The organism is Vagococcus lutrae, assembly GCF_023299185.1.
Taxonomy (GTDB): domain Bacteria; phylum Bacillota; class Bacilli; order Lactobacillales; family Vagococcaceae; genus Vagococcus_A; species Vagococcus_A lutrae.
This window is the reverse complement of record NZ_CP097017.1, coordinates 12336-34671: the sequence shown is the minus strand read 5'-3', so window position 1 is coordinate 34671 and position 22336 is coordinate 12336. Positions and strand designations below refer to the sequence as shown.

Below are 22336 nucleotides of genomic sequence, written 5' to 3'. Positions count from 1 at the left end.
GCTTATCTTTCAAGATAAGACTAAACTTGCTCGTTATCATAAGGTTTCGTTAAACGTTTCTTAGATACTTAAGTAATTTGCTACGACATTTTCAGTAGTAAATCCATACTCTTCAATAACAGTATTACCAGGCGCACTTGCACCAAAACGGTCAATTCCCATTACTTTTCCTTCAAAGCCAACGAAACGTTCCCAACCAAATGTTGCACCCATTTCGATTGCTACACGTTTTGTAACAGCTTTAGGTAAGACACTTTCGCGGTAGTCTTCTGATTGTTCTTCAAAAAGATTCATACTTGGCATTGAAACGACGGAAACATCGTGACCTTGTGCTTGTAATTCTTTTTGAGCTGCCACAGCTAATGCTACTTCTGAACCTGTTGCGATTAAAATACCTTCTGGTGTTTCACCTTTTGCTGGAGATAAAACATATGCACCTTTTGCAACGCCTTCTTCAGCTAATGTATCAGTTCCTTCTAAAACAGGTAAGTTTTGACGTGTTAGAGCAAGCACTGTCGGGCGATCATTAGAACGCATTGCTACTTGCCAAGCTGCACGAACTTCGTTTCCATCTGCTGGACGGACAACGTTTAAGTTTGGCATACCACGTAAACTAGAAAGCTGTTCGATAGGCTCGTGTGTTGGCCCATCTTCTCCAACAGCAATAGAATCATGTGTTAATACATATGTGACAGGTGCTGATTGAATCGCTGCTAGTCTGACTGCTGGACGTAAGTAGTCGACAAAGACGAAGAAAGTTCCGCCATATACGCGAGTCCCACCATGTAAAGCAATCCCGTTCATCGCTGCTGCCATTGCAAACTCACGCACACCAAACCAAATGTTACGCCCTTCATATTGTCCCGGTTCAAAGTCTTTTTCATCTTTCATCATGGTGTTGTTAGATGAAGATAAATCGGCCGACCCTCCCCAAAGCGTAGGAACTGTTTTAGAAAGAGCTTGAATCATTTCGCTACTTGTCACACGACTCGCTTTCGCATCATCAGATACATTATAAACAGGCATTTCACTTGCCCAGTTTTCTGGTAATTTATTTTCAAAAGCGTCTTGCAACTGTTTCGCTAATTCAGGATAAGCTTCAGCGTAAGCATCAAAGCGTGCTTGCCAATCTTTTTCCATTTCCTCTCCGCGGTCAATCATCGCTTCTTTAAAGCGTGTCGTCACGTCAGCAGGCACTTCAAAAGTTTCATATTCCCAACCATAGGCTGCTTTAGCGGCTGCGATACCTTCTGCTCCTAATGGGGCCCCGTGTACCTTATTGGTACCAGCGTTTGGTGCGCCAAATCCAATAACTGTTTTAATTTCAATCATGGTTGGTTTTTCAGTTTCAGCTTTCGCCGCTTCAATCGCATCTGAAATAGCTTGTAAGTCATTACCGTCTTCTACTAAGATATGGTGCCAACCTGTTGCTTCAACACGACCTTTAACATCTTCTGAGAAAGAACGATCTAAATCACCATCTAGTGAGATATCATTTGAATCGTACAGCACGATTAATTTATTTAATTTTAAATGACCTGCTAAACTCATCGCTTCTTGTGAGATACCTTCCATTAAATCGCCATCTCCACATAACGCATATGTATAGTGGTCGATAATATCATGATCAGGACGATTGTACGTTGCTGCTAAATGCGCTTCTGCCATAGCAAAACCAACACTCATCGCAATCCCTTGACCCAAAGGCCCTGTTGTCGCTTCAACACCATCTGTATGATGGACTTCTGGATGTCCAGGTGTACGACTTTCCCATTGACGGAACGCTTTCAAATCTTCTGTCGTCACATCATATCCTGCTAAATGCAACAAGCTATATTGCAATGCTGACCCATGTCCAGCTGATAAAATAAAACGGTCACGGTCTAACCACTCACGAGATGTTTTAGGGTTAACCTTTAAATGTTTCGTCCATAACGCATACGCCATTGGTGCTGCACCTAACGGTAATCCCGGATGTCCAGAATTTGCTTTCTGAATCATATCCATACTCAATGTTCGGAGTGTATTCACACCTAATTCATCAATTTTATCAAACACACGCTCATCCCCTTGTTTTAGGTTTTTTTTACCTTTATTAATGAATTGTACTCTGATTAGTAAAAAAAAGCAACTGATATCGTTTTATTCTTTATGTCTATTATGTAGTTTTTTCTCTTTTTGAATAGCTTTTAACTTCTCAGGTGTCACGTCAGTCCCTTCTTGATCGACCACTTTCATCCCTTCAATATGATGACGCATGCCCCCTCTAAATTTTTCTAAGTATTCTTCTCTAAGTGCTTTTTGTTCTTTCTTTTCCGCTTCTGTTAACGGCTCTTTTTTTGATTTATTGGCTAACGCATTAATTCTAGCTAATTTTTCTTTTGATAACATTTTATATCTCCTCCATATCACTCTTATCTTAACGAATAATAGCCTAAAAAACAATGAAAAAAGAATACGAACAAACGTTTGATAACTCAACTATTATATGGTACACTTTATTTAATAAGGAATTAACCTAGGGGGAGCATTATGGGCAAAAAAGAAAATCGACAATTAGAGATTTTACGCTACATCTATGAAGAAGTAGAAAAAAGAGGCTATCCACCTACAGTCAGAGAAATAGGGGAAGCTGTTTCACTTTCGTCCACTTCTACTGTACACGGTCATCTATCACGTCTAGAAAAAAAAGGACTGATTCAACGCGACCCTGCAAAACCACGTGCAATTGAAATTACAAAAACGGCTCTTCATTTACTAGGAATCCAGTCAGATGTTATACCAATGCTTGGGACTGTTACAGCAGGTGAACCTATTTTAGCTATAGAAGAAGCACAAGACTTCTTCCCTATTCCACCTGACGTCAAACATTACGACTCTCCTTTATTCATGTTGACAATCAAAGGAGATAGTATGATACAGGCTGGGATATTAGATGGCGATTATGTCATTGTTAAACAGCAAGCCACCGCAAACAATGGAGAAATTGTCATCGCCATGACTGATGAAAACGAAGCAACCTGTAAGAGGTTTTACAAAGAACATCAGCATTTCCGTTTACAACCAGAAAACGATCAATACGAGCCTATTATTCTTTCAAATGTAACGATTTTAGGTGTCGTTGTTGGCTTATATCGGAGTCAGTTTTAAATGCTCGCAAAGCGCGAGTATTTTTTTCTTTACAAAGAGAACAAATGTTTGTATAATAGAAATATAAATAAGGGAACAAACGTTCTGTATAGGAGTGGTCAATATGACGAGTGTAAGAAGATTAGGTTTATTGATGGTCATTTTGTTGATTGGAATGTATATAGGGTCACTAGGTTTAAAGGCTATCGTAGCCATCTCTGCGCCGCTTGTCATCTTGTGGCTTTTAATATGGGATGACAGATCCTACCAGACCTACCGAAAAAAAAGAGTCTTATCAAAATGATTTTGGAAATCATCGTTCCATATAAAAAAACAGCCAATTGGCTGTTTTTTTTAAAACTCTTTTTCACTTTTACGGTCGCGAATCATAATATCTTGAATGGCTTCTTTTACATCTTTATCTTGATAAAGTACGGCGTAAATAGTTTCAGTAATCGGCATCTCAACGTTTAGCGTTTCAGATAACTCATACGCTGATTTGGTAGTGGCGACCCCCTCTACAATCATCCCCATACTTTCTAAAATATCATCTAGTTTTTTCCCTTTTCCAAGTAAATTACCCGTTCGCCAGTTACGAGAATGAACACTAGTACATGTTACAACTAAGTCTCCAAAACCACTAAGTCCGATAAAAGTTAAGGGATCAGCCCCCATCGCAACACCTAAGCGTGTAATTTCTGCTAATCCACGTGTCATTATCGCGGCTTTTGCGTTATCACCAAACCCTAACCCATGAATAGCACCTGAACCTAGAGCAATAATATTTTTCAATGCCGCTCCTGTTTCAACACCGATGACATCGGTATTTGTATAAATTCTAAAATATTGATTCATAAATAATTTTTGGACATATTCTGCTGCTTTGATGTCCTCGCAAGCAGCAGTAATCGTTGTAATATCACGCACAGCTAATTCTTCCGCATGACTTGGACCAGATAATACGACGATTGCTTGACGATGCTCTAATGCAATTTCTTCCGCTAAAATTTCTGAAATACGCAAGTGTGTATCTTGTTCAATCCCTTTACTCGCATGTATAATCATGGGTTGATGCTCAACAAGCTTATCAAATTGACGAGCGACATCTCGCATCGCGTAAGTAGGAACAACAAACAGTACTGCATCGGCATCGGCAATCGCTTCTTTCATATCCGTTGTAGCTTGTAAAGCTTCTGGAAACACAATGTCTGGTAAATAACGTTTGTTTGTATGAGCTGTTTGGATTTCGCTTACTTGCTCTGAATCTCTCCCCCACATTACAACTTGGTGGCCGTTTTCCACGAGTGTTTTCCCTAAAGCTAATCCCCACGATCCTGTTCCTAACACCGCAATTTTTTGTCCCATATCATCCTTCACTCCTTAATTGATAATCGTTTGTACTAAATCCTTCATATCTTTTACGACAATATCTGGCTCGTGTGGGGAAAGGTCGCTTACTTTTTTCTCCGACCAAGAAACAAACATACTTGTAACCCCTGCTTGATTGGCTGAAGCGATATCTTGCCAATTGTCCCCAATCATAACCGTACTCGTAAACTCACCCTTTAATCGTTCGATTCCTATTAACACGGGTTCAGGATGTGGCTTAGCGCGCTCATAATCATCGCCACCCAATACCACATCAAAATATTTTTCGATACCTAAGCGGTTAAGGCCACGATAAAGCGTCTTATTTTGCTTTGTTGATACCACTCCAATATTTTTACCCGCTTCTTTTAAACGGATTAACCCTTGTTCAACACCCGGAAACAAACGGATATAAGCGTCGTGTTGCGCTAAATTAAACTCACGGTACATCGCGACCATCTCTGTCGCTTTTTCTGGATATAACTGATGAAACACGTCATAGAGTGGTGGACCATTAAATGAAATAACATCCTTTTTAGAATAGCATCCCGGAAAATAATGGTCTAACACATACAAGTAAGAATCACTAATCAAATCATTCGTATCTGCTAGTGTGCCATCAAAATCAAATAAAACTGTTTGAAAAGACATTAACGTACACCTCGCTTATTGTATAACGGCGGCATAACTTTTTTACGACGATAGACAAATAAAATTAATGCGGTCACAAATAAAACAGCTGAGAGTAATTGTGAAACTCGAATCGCATTAAACAGATACAAACTGTCTGTTCGCATCCCTTCGATAAAGAATCGTCCAAACGAATACCATAAGACATACGTCAAGAAAATTTCTCCTTGTCTAAATAAATCTTTTTTGCTACGTAGATACAATATCACAGCAAAACCAATCACATTCCAAATACTTTCATACAAGAAAGTAGGATGATGAAACGCTCCATCAATATACATATTTTCAATAATAAAGTTCGGTAAATGCAGACTTTCTAGAAACTGACGGCTTGTCTCTGGCCCATACGCCTCATGGTTCATAAAGTTACCCCATCTACCAATCGCCTGTGCAATAATCACACTGGGAGCGGCCACATCTAAAAACTTCCAAAAAGAGTAATAACGATGTTGCGTAAATAAGTAAACAACAATGCCCCCTGCAATTAAGCCGCCATATATGGCAAGCCCTCCATTACGAATATTAAAAATTTGTAAGGGATGCTCGATATACGTTCGCCACTCAAATATAACGTAGTACAGACGCGCACCAATAATAGACATTGGCAGTGCCCATAACATAAAGTCAATGATATCATCTTCTTCAAATCCTACTCGAACGGCTTCACGACTCGCCATCCAAACACCTAATACAATACCCGATACGATAATTAACGCGTACCAATGAATGGGAATCCCAAATAGCTTAAAAGCGATGGGATCGACCTGTGCTAAAATCATATAATTCTCCTTCTATCCTTGTTTTGAATTTTCTTCGATAAGTGCAGACAAATTCGCCTCGAATGTTTTCGTAGCATCAAAGCCCATACGCTTCGCACGAAAATTCATGGCCGCTACTTCTACAATAATCGCCACGTTACGTCCTGTTTTGACTGGAATCGATATTTTCGGAATGTCGACATTCGCAATTTGAACAGATTCATCCGCACCACCTAATCGATCAAACTTCTTATCTTGCGTCCAATGTTCTAAATTAACGACTAACTGGATTTCCACGTTGTTACGCACCGCACTGGCACCAAATAAATTCATAATATCAATAATACCGATACCTCGAATTTCAATAAGGTTTTCCAATATCCGTGCTGGTTCACCAATAACCGTTCGCTCATCTTGTTGATAAACGTCGACGCGATCGTCCGCGACTAAACGGTGCCCTTTTTTAATCAACTCAAGACCTGTTTCACTTTTCCCAATACCACTATCCCCTTGGATTAAAACACCTAGACCATATATTTCCATCAAAACACCATGGATAGACGTACGTTTTGCTAGCTTACTTTCTAAGAAGTTTGACATCACTCCTGAGATGCGAGAAGTGGTTAAATCCGATATCAATAGTGGAATACCATTTTCTTCTGCTGCTTGAATCATTTCACTTGGTGGTTTAATGCCGCGCGCAAAAACCACGGCTGGCGTTTCCTTATGACAAATCTTTCTCATCACTAATAAACGTTCATCCGCCGTCATTTTTTCCGAGAACGTCGCTTCCTTACGACCAAATAATTGAATACGGTCATAAGGATAGTAGTTAAAGTAACCTGTTAATTCTAATCCTGGTCTTGAAATATCACTTGTTAAAATTCTATTTTCGAGAAATGCTTCTCCCGCGATAATATCTAATTGAAGTTCATTCACAAGTTCCTGAACTGTTACAAATTCATTCATATGCTTTCTTCCTTCCATCCATAATCTTCTTTATTTTATCATTATAAGAGCGCTTTAGCTATGATAAGGACACAAAAAAAAGAATCAGTTTACAACTGATTCTTTTTTAATAACCTTTTGAACGCCATTTAATGCGTTGTTGCGTCGTTAATTCATAGCTGTCTTCATCATATGAAGTTACAGATGACATTTCGCTCGCTTCTTGATTTAATAACTCGGGCTTGACAATTTCTTCATAACCTTTTTTTAAATTCACATACTGACGATAAATATTACGTTTGACTTGTTGAATGTCCATCTCTTCTCTTCCCTTCTTTTCACTTATTATAAAAAGAAAAGACTACTTTTATAAAAAAGTAGTCTTGACAAACTGGGCTAGCTGGATTCGAACCAACGAATGACGGAGTCAAAGTCCGTTGCCTTACCGCTTGGCTATAGCCCAATAATATGGAGGGGGGCAGATTCGAACTGCCGAACCCGAAGGAGCGGATTTACAGTCCGCCGCGTTTAGCCACTTCGCTACCCCTCCAAAAAAATCAAGTAATAAACTCGACTTTTATATCATACTGAATTTCTAAAAAAAATGCAAGACCTTTTTTGTTTTTTTATTGAAACAAATTCCAATGACGAATGACTACTTCATATCCTTCATCAAAACTCTTAACTGGAAAACTTTCTTGGTCATTAATGACAGCTACAAACTTTTGATTTCCTTGCTCTTCAATCGTCCCTATCACTTTTTTACCAATCATTAATTCATGATGAATATGTGTCTCGCCAGCTGTTTGCACTTGCTTTTCATTAATCGTTACTTCGATATCTTTATTCTTAGCCATGTCATTACTCCTTTTGGGCATTTCTTTAGATACCATACCATAAATTTACTAGATTGTTAACTCCTAACCTTGCAATCCGATAAATTTAAGGGATAATGGAAGTAAAAAAAGGAGTTTCCTATGGGAGCAATTTTATTTCAAGCTGTTGGTTTATTTATGATTATTTTACTAGGTTATTTTTTGAAAAGAAAAGGACTTTTCAAAAAGGAAGACGGTACGATTTTATCAAGAATTATTATGACGATTACTCTACCAGCTGCGATTATGGTTGGATTACAAAACGTGCACGTGACAACTGAGTTTATCTTTTTAATGGTTACGGCTATGATGATGAACACTGTTCTTCTGATAATCGCGAGTTATCTATGGCGTGACCACTCTACATTAGAACGCTCGTTTTTTATGTTTTCGATTACGGGGTATAACGTTGGTAACTTTACACTGCCATTTATTCAAGGTTTTTTACCGCAAGCGGTACCTTACCTGTTTATGTTTGACGTCGGAAATTCTATCATGCTTGGTGGTATCACGATGTTGCTCGTCCAAAAATTTGGTTTGCGAAAAGACGCTGCATTTCGCATAGAAAATTTAACTCGCACACTACTTTCTTCTGTCCCCTTTGTAACCTATCTCATGATGCTAAGTTTAAGAGTGATGAATAAACAACTCCCATTTGCTATCATGCCAACTATTGAACTCGTTGCCAAAGCGAATGGTTTTTTATCTCTCTTTATGATTGGGCTTTATCTCGAACTCTCACTCCCTGATAAAGCACACGCATTAATTATTAAAATACTCGGATGGCGCTATTTATTTTCAGCCATGTTAGCCGCGCTCTTCTTTTTCGTTATCCCTATCCAAAATCAACTCGTGCGTGTCGTCTTAACCGTTTTAAGTTTCGCACCTATCCCTACATTTTCTGTTGTCAACAGTGTTAAAATAGGCATTGATGAGGAGTCAACTGGCTTTATTTCATCAGCTAGTATCTTAATCAGCTTAATCTGTATGACCTTCATTATGTTGCTCATTGCCACTTAAAAAAAAGCTTTATCTCTAAAAGAGATAAAGCTTTTTAAGTTTCTATTAATTGATGGATTTCAAACCGACTATGATGGAACACACTCATGACTTCTTCTTTAGAAATATCAGATAATTGAAAAACAATTTCCGGTTTACCCGTTTCACGATAAACGACAACTTGAACAATATTAACGTGATGTTTTGCTAACAGATTGGTGATTTCTGCTAAAACTCCTTGATGATCTTCATTCACACGAATGACCATTCGCACTCCCTTTTGTAAAAATCCTGTCATATCTAAATAACTATCAAAAACATCACTGGTCGTCAAAATTCCAACAAGACGATGGTCATCACAAACAGGTAAGACGCCAATATGCTCTTGCCGCATTTTTAGAATAGCTTCTTCAATTAAACTCTCACCAGAGATTGTTGTAACTTGTTTAATCATGACATCTTTTATTCGTGTTTTTGTCAGTAAGTAATTCACTTCATAGACACTTAAACTGGTCGCTTTAGACGGTAAAGCTGCTTGAATAGTCCCTTCTGTTAAAAGTCCAACTAATTGATCATTGGACACAACTGGCAAACGATGAATAGCATGACGCTTCATCAATTCGATACTTTCACTTACTGTCGTTTCTGGTGAAACAGTCACCAAGTCATCTGACATAAAATATTTAACCAGCATTTGACGACCCTCCTAAATACGCTTTTTTCACTTCTTCACTCTCTAACAACTCTTGACCATTTCCTTCTAAAACAATATTTCCTGTTTCTAAAACATAGGCTCGGTCAGCAATCGAAAGCGCCATTTTGGCATTTTGTTCTACTAATAAAACAGTCGTGCCGAGTTGATTAATCTCCTGAATGATATTAAAAATCTCTTTAATAAACAGTGGCGCTAAGCCCATGGAAGGCTCATCTAATAATAATAATTTCGGTTGCGACATTAATGCTCGCCCCATCGCTAACATTTGCTGCTCACCACCAGATAAAGTCGCGGCATCTTGATGTTGCCGTTCTTTTAAAATGGGAAAACGCTCGAAAATTTCCCCGATTAGTTCTTTATTTTTTTGTTGGTTTTTTTGTAAAAAGGCACCTAATTGTAGATTTTCTTTCACAGTTAACCCTGCGAAAACATGACGACCTTCAGGTACTTGTGATAAACCTTTTTTAACAATTTTTTGTGCGGGAAGTGACGTTATCACTTCCTGTTCAAAAATAATGTCGCCGCCACTTGTTTCTTTTAATCCTGAAATGGCACGCAGTAAGCTAGTTTTTCCAGCACCGTTAGCCCCGACTAAAGATACAATTTCCCCTTGATTAATCGTCAGATTAATTCCATGCAAACTTTCAATAACGCCATAATTAACTCTTAAATCTTTCACTTCTAACATCCTATTCCCCTCCCAGATACGCTTCAATCACACGCGGATTCGTTTGAATTTCTTTTGGCGTGCCAGAGGCAATTAGCTGACCGTACTCTAATACATATAGACGCTCACAAATGCGCATCACAAGGGACATATCATGTTCGATTAAAACAACACTTAGTTGAAACTCGGTTTTTATCTGATAAATTAATTCTGTCAAGGCTTCGGTTTCTTTTGGATTCATCCCCGCAGCCGGTTCATCCAAAAATAAGATACGAGGTTTTGTCGCTAAAGCCCTAACTATCTCTAGTCGACGTTGGTCCCCATATGAGAGCTGACTCGCTTTATAGTTAGCTTTCTCTTCTAAATGAAATAGCGAGAGCAATTCAAGTGCATCTGCTTCATGTTGACGTAACTTACGATAATAACTTGGCAAACGTAATAAACTTTCAAAAAAACCAGCTCGACTTTTAGCATAAAAGCCTGCCATGACATTTTCTAATACCGTCATCTGCGAAAAAAGACGAATATTTTGAAACGTCCGTCCGATTCCTTTATCAGATACCTTAGCCGGCGATAAACCAGAAATAACACTTGGTTGATCATCTACTTGAAACGTAATTGTGCCTTCAGACGGCGGATAAACGCCTGTAATCAAATTAAACAAAGTTGTTTTCCCAGCGCCATTGGGGCCAATTATCCCTAGAAGTTCACCTTCTTCTACATTTAAGGAAACATTTGAGACTGCCGTCAAACCGCCAAAGTGTTTCGTTAATTGATTGACCTCTAACAGTGTCATAGTGATGCCTCCTTCTTATTCATGTTTCTTTTTAGCAAACGTTTTAAGGAAAATTCTTTTTCTCCCATCAAGCCACTTGGTTTATATAGCATCATCAAGATTAACGCAAGAGAATAGATAATCATGCGGTAGTCACTGACACCTGATACATTTCTCAAAAAGTGATTTAAAATACCTAGCAGTACGCCTGCAACAATGCTACCCGTTAAACTACCAATTCCACCAAAAACCACAATGATGAGAATATCTATCGACTTCATAAAGCCAAAATCATTCGGAACGATTGTTTGCACATAACTCGCATGTAAAGAACCCGCGACACTGGCGATTGTGGCACCAATGACAAAGGCTAACACTTTAATCGAAGTTGGTTGAATCCCAATCGATTCTGCAGCAATTTCATCTTCTCGTACGGCTAACATCATCCGACCTAAATCACTATGAATAAAGTGACTGATAATTAAAATACTAAGCACCATCAAAATATAAATGACTTCCCAATTCGCATAGTTCACCACGCCAAAAATCCCAGCTGCTCCTCCTGTTGCAAAAAGATGTTCACTTGGATCATCCTGACCGTTCACAATCACAATGCGAATAATTTCAGCAATCCCGAGCGTTGCGATGGCTAGATAATCTCCTTTTAAGCGTAATGTTGGAAGTCCTACTAACAAAGCTAACAGTGCCGTAATCATCGCACCTAACACGATACTTAAAAGAAAACCAAGATAAGTAGGGTAATGCATCGTAAAAATAGCTGTTGTATAAGCACCTATCGCCATAAACCCTGCATGACCTAGTGAGAATTGACCTGAAAATCCAATAATCAAGTTCAAACTCACAGCTAAAATGATATTGATACCAATCATTGAAAGAGAATCAATCACCATATCACTCATAAACATTGATTGACGTAAAGCAAAAATAATCCCATATCCCAATACAATCAATACAAACCAAATGATACTTAATCGCTTAGTTGATTTCATATTGCTACACCTTCTCTTTCACATTTTTACCTAGTAACCCTGCCGGTTTCATCAGCAAGACTAAAATTAAAACAAAATACACAATTGCATCTTTATACGCTGACAAACCGTCGATAGACGATGCACTGACAAAAGTTTCTAATAAACCTATGGCAAATCCACCAATAGCAGCACCTGGTATAATACCAATTCCACCGAAAACGGCTGCGACGAACGCTTTTAATCCGGGTGTTACCCCCATCATCGGGTCGATACTATTATAATAAAGCCCTATCAACACACCCGCAGCAGCAGCCAATGAAGACCCTAAAATAAAAGTAAAGGATATCGTCTGGTTGACATTAATCCCCATTAACTGAGCTGCATCGGGGTCTACACTAACCGCACGCATAGCTTTGCCCATTCGCGTATATTTTACAATTACTTGTAACGCAATCATCAATAGACAAGCTGTTAACAAAATAAAAACTTGAATATTAGAAATCGAAATACCACCAAACTGATAAGTTTTTTGTGCAATTACTTGGGGAAAAGCACGCGTATCAGGTCCGCCAAATACTTTTAACTTCATCACATTTTGAATGAAAAAAGAAACGCCTAGTGCTGTAATTAAAGAAGCAATGCGCGGCGCTTTTCGTAAAGGACGATAAGCTAAAAACTCTATTAAAACACCTAAAATGGCACTACCAATCATGGCGACAATCAGTGCTAAAAAGAAGGGAAACTGCCAATATTGAATCAAATAATAGCCAATAAACGCGCCCACCATATAAATCTCACCATGAGCAAAATTAATTAATTTTATAATCCCGTATACCATGGTATAGCCTAGCGCAATCAAAGCATAGATACTTCCAAGCGATAGACCATTCACAATTTGTTGCAATACGTTTTCCATCTTTCTATCCCTTCCAATCTATTAAACCAGGAGCGAAAGCCCCTGGCTTATCCTTCTAAAAGCTTTATTTAGGTTCGACAACTTCTGCACTGGCTTCTTGTCCTTTTTCTAAACCAATGACAACTGCTGCTTTTTCTGGGTTATGATTTTCATCAATCGACATAACGCCTGTTACCCCTACAAAATCTTTTGTTTCACTTAAAGCTTTTTCAACCGCAGCGTGATCTGTACTATCCGCACGTTCAATCGCATCTTTCAACAGATATAGAGAATCATAGCCAAGTGCATTGAAAGAACTTGGGGTTAAATCATAACGTTTCTTAAAGTTTGCTACAAAATCACTGACTTTGTCTGTTGCGGGTGCTGTTTCCGAGAAATGTGATGTATAGAAAACATTCGTCACATTATCTTTTCCGGCAATATCCACTAATTTAGGATCTGAGAAACCGTCAGCTCCTAAAATTGGCTGTTCAATTCCCATTTCGCGCGCTTGTTTGATAATGGCACCGGCTTCTTCGTAATAGCCAGGAAGATAGATAAAATCAAACTCTTTATTTTTAACTTTTGTTAACATTGCTTTAAAATCTTTCTCTTTTGCCACAAAGTTCTCTTCACCCACGACCTCTCCTTCAAAGGTTTCTTTAAATGATTTTGTTAACCCTTTTGCATAGTCGCTTGAATTATCACCGATAATCAACGCTCGATTTGCTTTTAAATTATGACTAGCATATTGAGCCAAGATAACCCCTTGAAAAGAATCTTGGAAACACGTTCTAAAGATATTTTCATAGACGCCATTTTTATCCTTAGTAATACTATCATCCGTTCCAGACGGAGTAATGGCAGGAATTCCAGCTTTTTTCATATTGGGAATAGTTGCTTTAAAAGCACCAGATGTCGCTGGCCCAATCACCGCCACTAAATCTTTTTCATTGGCTAAACTTGCCGCTACAGATGCTGCCTCTGCTGTTTCTGATTTATTATCTTTAATGACAAACTCAACTTTTTTCCCTAAAATACCTCCTGCTTCGTTGATTTCATCTTTCGCCATTTCCAACGCATCTTTTTGTTGCTGCGCATAGGCCGAAACAGCTCCCGATAACTCGTAGTTTAAACCGACTTTTACCGTGTCACTATTAGTCGCTTGTTTCTCATTTTTTGCCTGACTCCCAGAATTTGCTGAGGTACATCCCGTCAGTAGTGCGACGCTTGCAAACGCCAATCCAAGTTTCATCCATTTTTTCATTAAAAACCCCTCCGTATTTCTCATCTTTTTCTCATTTAATAGATAAATCATAATATAGCGAACTATTTTACCATTGTCAAGAATTTTCAGACAATTCAGACAAATAAAAATAGCAAAGTGATTCAACTTTGCTATGACTGATAAATTAAAATATATTGGTCCGTCGCTTGCTGCCCATTTTCAAATATAGGCTCTTCATAATGCGTTAGAAAATAATTCTCCACGATATCTGACAAAACAAAGCCCTGACGCTCGTAAAGTGCTAAAGCAGGATAAGAGGTATTAGCCGTTTTGACATAAATCATACAATCAGGTGTTTCTTGCTTCACTTTATTTTTAATAGAGGTAAGTAAATGAGAAGCCACCCCTCTTCTACGATATAACTTATTAACTGCAAGATTTTTTACTTCCACAATATCCTTACCTATTAATTCGATAACAATGACACCTAAAATCTCATTTTTTTCTGTTGCAACATATACCTCCCCTGAATCGAGGTACGCCTTCACTTTTTCTATATCTGGGTCAGCATCTAATAGTAACTCCCATAGCGCGTCAGTCTGACGAGCCGCTCTAACCTTCATCACGTTTATCACGCTCGTAGGGACCAGGATACGTTTCATTAGGGTTTCGACGCAATGTAAACTTTAACGGCACATAATCAATGCCTCCCTTTACAAACGGATGACACCGCAAGATGCGAGCGGTTCCCATTATGAGTCCTTTCAATGCACCATGATACGTTAAAGAGTCCGCCATATATTGTGAACATGTCGGATGATAACGACACGTGCGACCACGTGCGACCGAAATATGCTTCTGATAAAAACGGACTAGTTTTAACAAGATGTTCTTCATCTATTTTCTCACCTTCTACTTTAAAAACGCTAAGCCATGAATGACTTAGCGTTAACTTAACTATTTAAAGAATTGGAAAATATGCTCCCATGTACCAGATTTTAATACATCTAGAGGCTTTCCATCTCCAATAATCCCATAGCCTATCACTAATCCAACCAAAAATAAGAGCAAGATAAGCAAAATAAACACGGCTACTTTTATTAATTGTCTTAAAATATGTTTCGTACTATCCGTCATATCTTGCACCTTCTTCCTAGAGTTGAAGTGATGAAAGCTGACTAACTGTGTCTTCTACGACATTTCCTTCATGATCATAGCGTTCAATCTTCGCGCCTAGCTTTTGCAATTTTTTATGGAATTGATAGTAACCACGGTCTAAATATTTTAATTGATTGACTTGTGTCCGACCAGTTGCCACTAACCCAGCCAAAACAAGTGCTGCTGCTGCACGTAAATCAGTCGCTGCCACCTCAGCTCCAGATAATTCTTCGACACAATCAATATACGCAATATTACTATCCAGACGGAATTTCGCTCCCATACGTTCCATTTCAAGTAAATGCTGGAATCGATTTTCAAAAACCGTTTCAGTCACCACGCTCGTTCCCTCCGCAATAACTTGTAAAGCACTCATCTGAGCTTGCATATCGGTTGGGAAACCAGGGTGTGGTAACGTCTTAATGTCCGTTGATTTCAATTTAGCCGGTCCAATTACACGAATACCTTCTGATTCCTCAGTGATTTGAACACCCATCTCACGTAATTTAGAAATCAATGGACGATTGTGCTCAACAATCGCTTCTTCAATCAAGATATTTCCTTGAGTCATCGCAGCTGCTACCATAAACGTTCCCGCTTCAATACGGTCTTGAACAATGCGGTGTGTTACACCATGAAGATGTTCAACCCCTTCAATCTTAATCGTTTCCGTTCCAGCACCGATAACCTGTGCTCCCATTTTATTTAAAATGTTCGCCAAGTCAACAATCTCTGGTTCACGCGCCACGTTTTCAATCGTTGTCGTGCCTTTCGCTTTAACCGCAGCCATCATAATATTTTGCGTTGCTCCAACACTTGGGAAATCAAGATAAATTCTAGCACCTTTTAAACCATTTGGTGCTGTTGCTTCAATATACCCATCTTCCTGTTTAATCTCGGCACCTAGTGCTTCAAAACCTTTAAGATGTAGGTCAATTGGACGCTTGCCAATAGCACAACCACCCGGCATCGCTACTCTAGCGTGTCCTGAACGAGCTAATAATGGCCCCATGACGACAATCGACGCACGCATTTGGCTTACATACTCATAAGGCGCTTCAGTTTCCAACGTCTCCGTTGCATCGATTTCTACCGTATTCGTTTCTAAATCAAATGTTACCTGTGTATTTAAATGTTTAATCACTTCATTCATCATAAACACGTCCGATAAAATCGGCACATTGTGTAAAATCGTTTTACCTTCTTCAGCTAACATCGCCGCACCTAAGATAGGTAAGACCGCATTTTTAGCTCCTTCAATAATAACAGAGCCATTTAACTGGCGACCTCCTTGAACAATGATATGTTCCATTGTGTTCCCTCCAAAAATTATTCGTCAAACTCGATTAAGTATAACACATTTCTCTCATTATAAAAGAATAATGTTTCACTCTTTTTAGAAAAAGAGAAGTAAAAAATTAGCCATTAACTTCATCGTCTCTAAAAAAAACGAACTTGCAGTATAGCCAATCGCAATCGCTACTAACGTCAAGATTAATCTGATTTTCGTCACATTTGTCTGTTTAAACCACTGTTCATAGCGAATAGCTTGTAGTGACCAAAATGCTAAATAAACAAAACTAAAATGACTAATAACGCGAATTAACGCTTCAAAACCATATACTTGCATAACTAGCCTCTTTTCTCATTGCTTCTTACATTTTATCACATCATCATAACAAAAAAAAGAAAGAGCCATGGCTCTTTCTTTATCTTTTAGAAACATTAATTCGGTTCAAGGCACGACTTAATGCTACTTCTGCGCGTCGCTGACTGTCAACATTATGCGTTTCTTTAGCACGTTGTAAATGTCCTTCTGCCCGTGACTTAGCACGTTCAGCTCGTTCGATATCAATCTCACTTGGCAATTCAGCACTGTTGGCTAATATGCTAACTTGATTGTCACGAACTTCCATTACACCGCCATTTACCGCTATGACATCTTCATTTTTATCATCACGTTTCACACGAAATTTATCAATTTCTAGAGGAACAATGATAGGTAAATGATTTGGTAATATTCCAATATCACCATCAGCAGATCTACCCACGACAAAATCTGCATCAGATTCGTAAACCATGCCTTGCGGGGTCACTATTTGCACATGTAATTTTGTCATAGAATCCCTCTATTCTAATAACCTAATTGGTTCGCTTTTTCAACGACCTCTTCGATACTTCCGACACTACGGAAAGCTTCTTCAGGTAAATCGTCATATTTTCCTGCTAAGATTTCTTTAAATCCACGAACAGTTTCTTTGACTGGAACATATGAACCAGGTTGTCCGGTAAATTGTTCTGCAACGTGGAAGTTTTGTGATAAGAAGAACTGAACACGACGTGCACGTCCTACTAACACTTTCTCTTCCTCGGACAACTCATCCATCCCCAAGATAGCAATGATATCTTGCAACTCACGATAGCGTTGTAAAATAAATTGCACTTCAGTCGCTACTTTGTAGTGCTCTTCGCCTACGATTTCTGGCTCCAATGCACTTGAAGTCGACGCTAATGGGTCAACCGCAGGGTAAATACCCATCTCAGTTAAACGACGTTCTAAGTTAGTTGTCGCATCTAAGTGAGCGAATGCTGTCGCTGGTGCCGGGTCGGTATAGTCATCCGCTGGCACATAAACAGCTTGAATTGATGTAATAGATCCTTTTTGTGTAGACGTAATACGCTCTTGTAATTGTCCCATCTCGGTCGCTAGCGTTGGTTGATATCCTACAGCTGATGGCATACGTCCTAAAAGAGCTGATACTTCAGATCCCGCTTGTGTAAAACGGAAAATATTATCAATAAAGAGTAGTACGTCTTGACCTTCTACATCACGGAAATATTCAGCGATAGTTAAGCCTGTTAAAGCCACACGCATACGTGCGCCTGGTGGCTCATTCATCTGACCAAATACCATGGCTGTTTTCTCGATAACACCTGACTCTTTCATTTCATAGTATAAGTCGTTACCTTCACGTGTACGTTCTCCAACACCGGTAAACACAGAAATACCACCATGTTCTTGCGCAATATTATTGATTAACTCTTGAATTAAAACTGTTTTACCTACACCAGCTCCTCCGAACAAACCAACTTTACCGCCTCGTAAATAAGGGGCTAACAGGTCAATAACTTTAATCCCTGTTTCCAATATTTGGTTAGTGGTTGCTAATTGGTCAAAGGTTGGTGCTTTTTTATGAATACTACTTTTTTCGACATCTTCTTCAAATGGGGCATCTTTATCAATTGTTTCACCTAGCACGTTGAATACACGTCCTAGTGTTTCTTTCCCCACTGGTACCGAAATCGGGGCACCTGTATCAAGCACTTCCATGCCGCGTTGTAAACCGTCTGTTGATTCCATTGCGATGGAACGAATGACGCCATCTCCTAATTCTAAAGCTACCTCTAAGATAACTTTTTGCTTAGAATCTGTTTTATAAACAACTAAGGCATTATTAATATCAGGTAATGCTTGATCTACTGGAAACTCCACATCGACAACGGGACCGATAACTTGTACTATTTTACCAGAATTCACTCTATTTTCCTCCCGTCATTACTCTAATGCTGCCGCTCCACCTACGATTTCTGTTATTTCCTGTGTTATAGCTGCTTGACGTGCATGGTTATATTTGAGTGTTAACTCATCTATAATATTAGACGCATTATCAGTGGCACTTTTCATAGCTGTCATACGTGCAGCATGTTCCGCTGTTTTCGCATCTAAAATGGCACCGTAAATTAAACTCGCAGCATATTGTGGCAATAACTGATCCAAGATAGCTTCTTCAGAAGGTTCCAAGATATACTCTTGTTCATAAGATTTCGCTTCTGCGGCATCAAGGTCTGTAATAGGCAGCATTTTTTCTGCACGATATTGTGATGAAAGAGAGTTGATATGATGGTTATAGCACACGTATAATTCATCATAAACATTCTCTTGGTACATCTCAATTGCTGTATGAATAATCGAACGAATCTCATCGTATACCGGTTGATCACTCAACCCAATTTGTTCATAGGCAATAGGCGCACCACGTTTTTTAAAAAACTCTGTTCCTGTTCGACCAATTGTCATTAAGACGTACTCATCATGACTTTTATGGTCATTTTGTAACATCTGAATCGTCTGTTTAATAATCGAACTGTTATAACCACCTGCTAGTCCTTTATCAGAAGTAATGACAATATAGCCTGTGCGTTTTACAGGACGTGTTTGAAGCATCACATGATAAGCTTCTTCATCTGTAATTTCTTCGTCAAAAGAATCTGCTTCCATATCAGGATCAATGGACTTTAACTGAGAAGCTGCAAGATGTGTGACCACTTCACGTACTTTTTTAGCATAAAGTTGGTAATTTTTCGATGCAGATTCAGAGCGATTTAATTTTGCTCCTGACACCATTTGCATGGCGCTCGTAATATGACTTGTCTTTTTCGTTGACGTCATTTTTCGCTTTATTTCAATCAATGATTCAGCCATACAAGATCACCATCCTTTACGATTCTTGTTGTGTGGTCGTTTGATTGTCTTGAGTTACTGAGAATAACTCTTTAAATTCATTTAAGACACTCTCAATCTCTTCTTGCTCAGGTAATTCTTTCGTACGTTGAATACTTAAGAAAAGGTCGGGATGTGTATTTTCGATAAACTCAAATAATTCTCGTTCAAATCTTAAAACATCTGGAACAGGGATATCATCAATAAATCCATGCGTTAATGCATATAAGATAACGACCTGTTGTGCCATAGATAATGGTTGATGTATTGGTTGTTTTAGAATTTCTACTGTACGACGTCCACGACTTAATTTTGCTTGTGTTGCTGCATCAAGGTCAGAACCAAATTGCGTAAAGGCTTCTAACTCACGATAGCTCGCTAAATCAAGACGTAACGTCCCTGCTACTTTCTTCATAGCTTTCGTTTGGGCTGAACCACCAACACGTGATACAGACAAACCAGCATCAACCGCTGGGCGTACCCCTGAGTAGAATAAGTCACTTTGGAGATAAATCTGTCCGTCAGTAATGGAAATAACGTTTGTTGGAATATAAGCAGAAATATCTCCTGCCTGTGTTTCAACGAACGGTAAAGCCGTCATCGACCCTCCACCCAACTCGTCACTTAATTTTGCAGCACGTTCAAGTAAACGTGAATGTAAGTAGAAAACATCTCCTGGATAAGCTTCACGACCTGGCGGGCGTCTTAATAGTAAAGAAATTTCACGATAAGCAGCCGCTTGTTTTGACAAATCATCATAAACAATCAACACATGCTTGCCGTTATACATAAATTCTTCACCCATCGCTGCTCCTGCGTATGGTGCCAAGTAAAGTAAAGGAGCAGGTTGTGACGCACTAGCAGTCACAACAATCGTATAATCCATTGCACCATGTTTTCTCAATGTTTCAACATGAGAACGAACGGTTGATTCTTTTTGACCAATCGCAACATAAATACAAATCATGTCTTCATTTTTTTGATTAATAATCGTATCAATTGCGATAGTTGTCTTACCTGTCTTACGGTCTCCAATAACTAATTCACGTTGTCCGCGACCGATCGGCACTAAGGCGTCAATTGCTTTTAAACCGGTTTGTAACGGCTCAGATACAGATTGACGTGCCATAACACCTGGTGCAGCCGCTTCAATAGGACGTGTTTTTTTCGTCAAAATGTCCCCTTCGCCATCGACTGGTACACCTAACGGATTCACGACACGACCAATTAATTCTTCCCCGACAGGAACTTCCATAATGCGCCCTGTACGTTTTACTTGATCGCCTTCTCGAATGGTTTCAAACTCACCTAAAACAATAATACCGACATCTTGTTCTTCTAAGTTTTGTGCCATTCCGTATGAGCCATTAGCAAACTCTAGTAGTTCTCCGGACATGGCGTTTTCTAGCCCATACGCTCTAGCGATTCCGTCCCCAACATACGTGACAACACCGACTTCTTCTACTTGTAAGGCGTCTGAATAGTTCGCAATTTGTTGTTTAATTAGGGCACTTATTTCTTTAGCTTTCGTGCTCAATTGCTTTCACCTCTTCTTTAGCGTACTAAGCCAATAATTCTTTATGCATTTCTTTTAATTGTTTTTTGACACTGTTATCAATCATTTTATGCTCTACTTGAACAATTAATCCACCTAGAATACTTGGATCAAGCTTCTCGCGAATAATTACTTTTTCAGCGTCTGTCATTGCTTTTACTTCTTCTTTTAACCGGGTAATTTCATCTTCTGAAAGCGACACAACAGAGGTGACGTCAGCGACTAAAATCCCTTTGTCTTCATAATAAAAGAATTCAAATTCATCGATGATTTCTGGAATCTCATTCATGCGACCGTACTCGTAGATTACGCGTAAAAATTTAGAAATAGTTTCACCAAATTCTCGGTCTAACTCATGCAAAATGTCTGCTTTTTCAAAAGCAGCTAAACGATCATCAGTTAAGATTTGACCAATTTCTGGGACTTCTTTATAAATATCACGCAACACGAGTAACTCATCATGAATCGCTTCAATTTGATTTTCTTTTTTAGCAATTTCATATAGTATTTTCCCGTATTTACGGTCCACTACGATATTTTCAGTCTTCATCTCGAGCTCCCAACCCTTCAATATAAGAATCTATTAGCTCTCTATGCGTAGCATCGTCCAACTCTTTTTTCAAAATCTTCTCAGCAATAGAAATAGATAAATCTGCTACTTCTTTACGGGCTGATTCAATGAGTTTAGTACGTTCTAGTTCTAACTCTTTTTTACCTTGTTCACGATAACGTTTCATGTCTTCGTGTGCTTCTTTAATGATCGCATCGGCATTTAATTCTGCTGTTTCTTTCGCATTTTTGACAATCGCTGCTGCTTCAGCACGTGATTTCGCTAGTGTTTCTTCATGCTCTTTGACTAACTCAGCTGCACGTTTTCTAGATGCTTCAGCGTTATCTATATCATTGGCGATTTTAGTTTCACGTTCATGCAACATATCTGTGATAGGACCCCAGGCGAACTTCTTAATTAACAACATTAAGATGATAAAAGATAGTGTGACAAAGGCCATGGTCGTAATCGTTGTATTAGCTGCACTCGCAATTACTAAATAATCCGTCATTATCGCTTACACTTCCCTTCTC

At 38.9% G+C, this 22336-nt stretch carries 27 protein-coding genes and 2 tRNA genes; 2 read left to right on the top strand and 27 right to left on the bottom strand.

From position 1 onward, the window contains the following. Positions 1–60: 60 nt before the first annotated feature. Both tkt and M2919_RS00220 read right to left on the bottom strand, forming a co-directional pair. On the bottom strand, positions 61–2058 hold the full coding sequence (gene tkt, locus M2919_RS00225) for a transketolase (RefSeq protein WP_248848818.1): 1998 nt from the start codon (positions 2056–2058) through the stop codon (positions 61–63). Positions 2059–2142: 84 nt separating this feature from the next. Further along, the gene (locus M2919_RS00220; protein WP_248848817.1) at positions 2143–2391 is read right to left on the bottom strand and encodes a DUF896 family protein; all 249 of its coding nucleotides are present in this window, start codon (positions 2389–2391) and stop codon (positions 2143–2145) included. 138 nt (positions 2392–2529) lie between these two features. On the opposite strand from M2919_RS00220, the gene lexA reads away from it, so the two are divergent. Continuing rightward, positions 2530–3150, top strand: coding sequence for a transcriptional repressor LexA (gene lexA, locus M2919_RS00215; protein ID WP_371871972.1), 621 nt, complete (start codon positions 2530–2532; stop codon positions 3148–3150). Between the two features lie 333 nt (positions 3151–3483). Here lexA and M2919_RS00210 read toward each other — a convergent pair whose 3' ends face one another. The 8 genes from M2919_RS00210 to M2919_RS00175 all read right to left on the bottom strand — a co-directional run bounded on the left by M2919_RS00210 (position 3484) and on the right by M2919_RS00175 (position 7750). Continuing rightward, a complete protein-coding gene (locus tag M2919_RS00210) occupies positions 3484–4494 on the bottom strand; it encodes an NAD(P)H-dependent glycerol-3-phosphate dehydrogenase (RefSeq protein ID WP_248848815.1) in 1011 nt (336 codons plus the stop codon). A gap of 15 nt (positions 4495–4509) precedes the next feature. Beyond that, a complete protein-coding gene (ppaX, locus tag M2919_RS00205; protein ID WP_248848814.1) occupies positions 4510–5148 on the bottom strand; it encodes a pyrophosphatase PpaX in 639 nt (212 codons plus the stop codon). After that, positions 5148–5963 carry a prolipoprotein diacylglyceryl transferase gene (gene lgt, locus M2919_RS00200; RefSeq protein WP_248849513.1) on the bottom strand — a complete coding sequence of 272 codons (816 nt, stop codon included), beginning with the start codon at positions 5961–5963 and terminating at the stop codon, positions 5148–5150. The genes ppaX and lgt overlap by 1 nt, the downstream gene beginning before the upstream one ends. Before the next feature lie 15 nt (positions 5964–5978). Next, the gene (hprK, locus tag M2919_RS00195; RefSeq protein ID WP_126763334.1) at positions 5979–6914 is read right to left on the bottom strand and encodes an HPr(Ser) kinase/phosphatase; all 936 of its coding nucleotides are present in this window, start codon (positions 6912–6914) and stop codon (positions 5979–5981) included. Positions 6915–7020: 106 nt separating this feature from the next. Beyond that, positions 7021–7212 carry a hypothetical protein gene (locus M2919_RS00190; protein WP_126763336.1) on the bottom strand — a complete coding sequence of 64 codons (192 nt, stop codon included), beginning with the start codon at positions 7210–7212 and terminating at the stop codon, positions 7021–7023. A gap of 72 nt (positions 7213–7284) precedes the next feature. Further along, a tRNA-Gln gene (locus M2919_RS00185) sits at positions 7285–7356 on the bottom strand. Between the two features lie 6 nt (positions 7357–7362). Continuing rightward, positions 7363–7443: transfer RNA gene (locus M2919_RS00180), tRNA-Tyr, on the bottom strand. Positions 7444–7519: 76 nt separating this feature from the next. After that, the gene (locus tag M2919_RS00175; RefSeq protein WP_023605703.1) at positions 7520–7750 is read right to left on the bottom strand and encodes a DUF2969 domain-containing protein; all 231 of its coding nucleotides are present in this window, start codon (positions 7748–7750) and stop codon (positions 7520–7522) included. 120 nt (positions 7751–7870) lie between these two features. Here M2919_RS00175 and M2919_RS00170 point away from each other — a divergent pair, with 120 nt between their 5' ends. Further along, positions 7871–8788 carry an AEC family transporter gene (locus tag M2919_RS00170; protein ID WP_126763338.1) on the top strand — a complete coding sequence of 306 codons (918 nt, stop codon included), beginning with the start codon at positions 7871–7873 and terminating at the stop codon, positions 8786–8788. Between the two features lie 34 nt (positions 8789–8822). On the opposite strand, the gene M2919_RS00165 is transcribed toward M2919_RS00170, so the two are convergent. From M2919_RS00165 to atpF, 17 genes are all read right to left on the bottom strand, one after another. Then, entirely contained in the window at positions 8823–9461 is a 639-nt protein-coding gene (locus tag M2919_RS00165; protein ID WP_248848813.1) for a CBS and ACT domain-containing protein, read from the bottom strand. Then, on the bottom strand, positions 9451–10170 hold the full coding sequence (locus tag M2919_RS00160) for an ABC transporter ATP-binding protein (RefSeq protein WP_023605706.1): 720 nt from the start codon (positions 10168–10170) through the stop codon (positions 9451–9453). Before M2919_RS00160 ends, M2919_RS00165 begins: the two co-directional genes overlap by 11 nt. Before the next feature lies 1 nt (position 10171). Beyond that, on the bottom strand, positions 10172–10945 hold the full coding sequence (locus M2919_RS00155; RefSeq protein ID WP_248848812.1) for an ABC transporter ATP-binding protein: 774 nt from the start codon (positions 10943–10945) through the stop codon (positions 10172–10174). Then, positions 10942–11934 carry a branched-chain amino acid ABC transporter permease gene (locus M2919_RS00150; RefSeq protein ID WP_248848811.1) on the bottom strand — a complete coding sequence of 331 codons (993 nt, stop codon included), beginning with the start codon at positions 11932–11934 and terminating at the stop codon, positions 10942–10944. Before M2919_RS00150 ends, M2919_RS00155 begins: the two co-directional genes overlap by 4 nt. 4 nt (positions 11935–11938) lie before the next feature. Next, positions 11939–12832, bottom strand: a complete 894-nt coding sequence (locus tag M2919_RS00145; RefSeq protein WP_248848810.1) for a branched-chain amino acid ABC transporter permease — start codon at positions 12830–12832, stop codon at positions 11939–11941. 64 nt (positions 12833–12896) lie between these two features. Then, positions 12897–14078 carry an ABC transporter substrate-binding protein gene (locus M2919_RS00140; protein ID WP_248848809.1) on the bottom strand — a complete coding sequence of 394 codons (1182 nt, stop codon included), beginning with the start codon at positions 14076–14078 and terminating at the stop codon, positions 12897–12899. A 131-nt stretch (positions 14079–14209) separates the two neighbouring features. Next, a complete protein-coding gene (locus tag M2919_RS00135; RefSeq protein WP_248849511.1) occupies positions 14210–14662 on the bottom strand; it encodes a GNAT family N-acetyltransferase in 453 nt (150 codons plus the stop codon). Beyond that, positions 14652–14936 (bottom strand): membrane protein insertion efficiency factor YidD, encoded by a 285-nt coding sequence (yidD, locus tag M2919_RS00130; RefSeq protein WP_248848808.1) that lies wholly within the window; start codon positions 14934–14936, stop codon positions 14652–14654. Before yidD ends, M2919_RS00135 begins: the two co-directional genes overlap by 11 nt. 60 nt (positions 14937–14996) lie before the next feature. Further along, complete coding sequence (locus tag M2919_RS00125) at positions 14997–15176, bottom strand: DNA-directed RNA polymerase subunit beta (protein WP_023605713.1); 180 nt, start codon at positions 15174–15176, stop codon at positions 14997–14999. Between the two features lie 16 nt (positions 15177–15192). After that, positions 15193–16509, bottom strand: coding sequence for a UDP-N-acetylglucosamine 1-carboxyvinyltransferase (gene murA / locus M2919_RS00120; protein ID WP_248848807.1), 1317 nt, complete (start codon positions 16507–16509; stop codon positions 15193–15195). Positions 16510–16593: 84 nt separating this feature from the next. Then, entirely contained in the window at positions 16594–16827 is a 234-nt protein-coding gene (locus tag M2919_RS00115) for a DUF1146 family protein (RefSeq protein ID WP_126763358.1), read from the bottom strand. 79 nt (positions 16828–16906) lie between these two features. Next, positions 16907–17317 carry a F0F1 ATP synthase subunit epsilon gene (locus M2919_RS00110; RefSeq protein WP_023605716.1) on the bottom strand — a complete coding sequence of 137 codons (411 nt, stop codon included), beginning with the start codon at positions 17315–17317 and terminating at the stop codon, positions 16907–16909. 14 nt (positions 17318–17331) lie between these two features. After that, complete coding sequence (gene atpD, locus M2919_RS00105; protein ID WP_126763360.1) at positions 17332–18735, bottom strand: F0F1 ATP synthase subunit beta; 1404 nt, start codon at positions 18733–18735, stop codon at positions 17332–17334. Between the two features lie 18 nt (positions 18736–18753). After that, the gene (locus M2919_RS00100; RefSeq protein WP_222318496.1) at positions 18754–19680 is read right to left on the bottom strand and encodes a F0F1 ATP synthase subunit gamma; all 927 of its coding nucleotides are present in this window, start codon (positions 19678–19680) and stop codon (positions 18754–18756) included. Between the two features lie 16 nt (positions 19681–19696). Further along, positions 19697–21235, bottom strand: coding sequence for a F0F1 ATP synthase subunit alpha (gene atpA / locus M2919_RS00095; protein WP_126763365.1), 1539 nt, complete (start codon positions 21233–21235; stop codon positions 19697–19699). A gap of 25 nt (positions 21236–21260) precedes the next feature. Continuing rightward, complete coding sequence (gene atpH, locus M2919_RS00090; protein ID WP_248848806.1) at positions 21261–21803, bottom strand: ATP synthase F1 subunit delta; 543 nt, start codon at positions 21801–21803, stop codon at positions 21261–21263. Then, positions 21793–22314, bottom strand: a complete 522-nt coding sequence (gene atpF, locus M2919_RS00085) for a F0F1 ATP synthase subunit B (protein WP_126763370.1) — start codon at positions 22312–22314, stop codon at positions 21793–21795. The genes atpH and atpF overlap by 11 nt, the downstream gene beginning before the upstream one ends. Positions 22315–22336 lie beyond the last annotated feature (22 nt).

Bases quoted from the DNA above. Each gene is read 5' to 3' on its own strand.
- M2919_RS00100 (WP_222318496.1), bottom strand. From the start codon at position 19,680: ATGGCTGAATCATTGATTGAAATAAAGCGAAAAATGACGTCAACGAAA.
- atpF (WP_126763370.1), bottom strand. From the start codon at position 22,314: ATGACGGATTATTTAGTAATTGCGAGTGCAGCTAATACAACGATTACG.
- hprK (WP_126763334.1), bottom strand. From the start codon at position 6,914: ATGAATGAATTTGTAACAGTTCAGGAACTTGTGAATGAACTTCAATTA.
- murA (WP_248848807.1), bottom strand. From the start codon at position 16,509: ATGGAACATATCATTGTTCAAGGAGGTCGCCAGTTAAATGGCTCTGTT.
- M2919_RS00110 (WP_023605716.1), bottom strand. From the start codon at position 17,317: ATGACAAAATTACATGTGCAAATAGTGACCCCGCAAGGCATGGTTTAC.
- M2919_RS00145 (WP_248848810.1), bottom strand. From the start codon at position 12,832: ATGGAAAACGTATTGCAACAAATTGTGAATGGTCTATCGCTTGGAAGT.
- M2919_RS00160 (WP_023605706.1), bottom strand. From the start codon at position 10,170: ATGTTAGAAGTGAAAGATTTAAGAGTTAATTATGGCGTTATTGAAAGT.
- atpH (WP_248848806.1), bottom strand. From the start codon at position 21,803: ATGAAGACTGAAAATATCGTAGTGGACCGTAAATACGGGAAAATACTA.
- M2919_RS00155 (WP_248848812.1), bottom strand. From the start codon at position 10,945: ATGACACTGTTAGAGGTCAATCAATTAACGAAACACTTTGGCGGTTTG.
- M2919_RS00140 (WP_248848809.1), bottom strand. From the start codon at position 14,078: ATGAAAAAATGGATGAAACTTGGATTGGCGTTTGCAAGCGTCGCACTA.
- M2919_RS00150 (WP_248848811.1), bottom strand. From the start codon at position 11,934: ATGAAATCAACTAAGCGATTAAGTATCATTTGGTTTGTATTGATTGTA.
- M2919_RS00165 (WP_248848813.1), bottom strand. From the start codon at position 9,461: ATGCTGGTTAAATATTTTATGTCAGATGACTTGGTGACTGTTTCACCA.
- M2919_RS00220 (WP_248848817.1), bottom strand. From the start codon at position 2,391: ATGTTATCAAAAGAAAAATTAGCTAGAATTAATGCGTTAGCCAATAAA.
- M2919_RS00190 (WP_126763336.1), bottom strand. From the start codon at position 7,212: ATGGACATTCAACAAGTCAAACGTAATATTTATCGTCAGTATGTGAAT.
- M2919_RS00175 (WP_023605703.1), bottom strand. From the start codon at position 7,750: ATGGCTAAGAATAAAGATATCGAAGTAACGATTAATGAAAAGCAAGTG.
- M2919_RS00210 (WP_248848815.1), bottom strand. From the start codon at position 4,494: ATGGGACAAAAAATTGCGGTGTTAGGAACAGGATCGTGGGGATTAGCT.
- M2919_RS00115 (WP_126763358.1), bottom strand. From the start codon at position 16,827: ATGCAAGTATATGGTTTTGAAGCGTTAATTCGCGTTATTAGTCATTTT.
- M2919_RS00135 (WP_248849511.1), bottom strand. From the start codon at position 14,662: ATGAAGGTTAGAGCGGCTCGTCAGACTGACGCGCTATGGGAGTTACTA.
- yidD (WP_248848808.1), bottom strand. From the start codon at position 14,936: ATGAAGAACATCTTGTTAAAACTAGTCCGTTTTTATCAGAAGCATATT.
- ppaX (WP_248848814.1), bottom strand. From the start codon at position 5,148: ATGTCTTTTCAAACAGTTTTATTTGATTTTGATGGCACACTAGCAGAT.
- M2919_RS00170 (WP_126763338.1), top strand. From the start codon at position 7,871: ATGGGAGCAATTTTATTTCAAGCTGTTGGTTTATTTATGATTATTTTA.
- M2919_RS00125 (WP_023605713.1), bottom strand. From the start codon at position 15,176: ATGACGGATAGTACGAAACATATTTTAAGACAATTAATAAAAGTAGCC.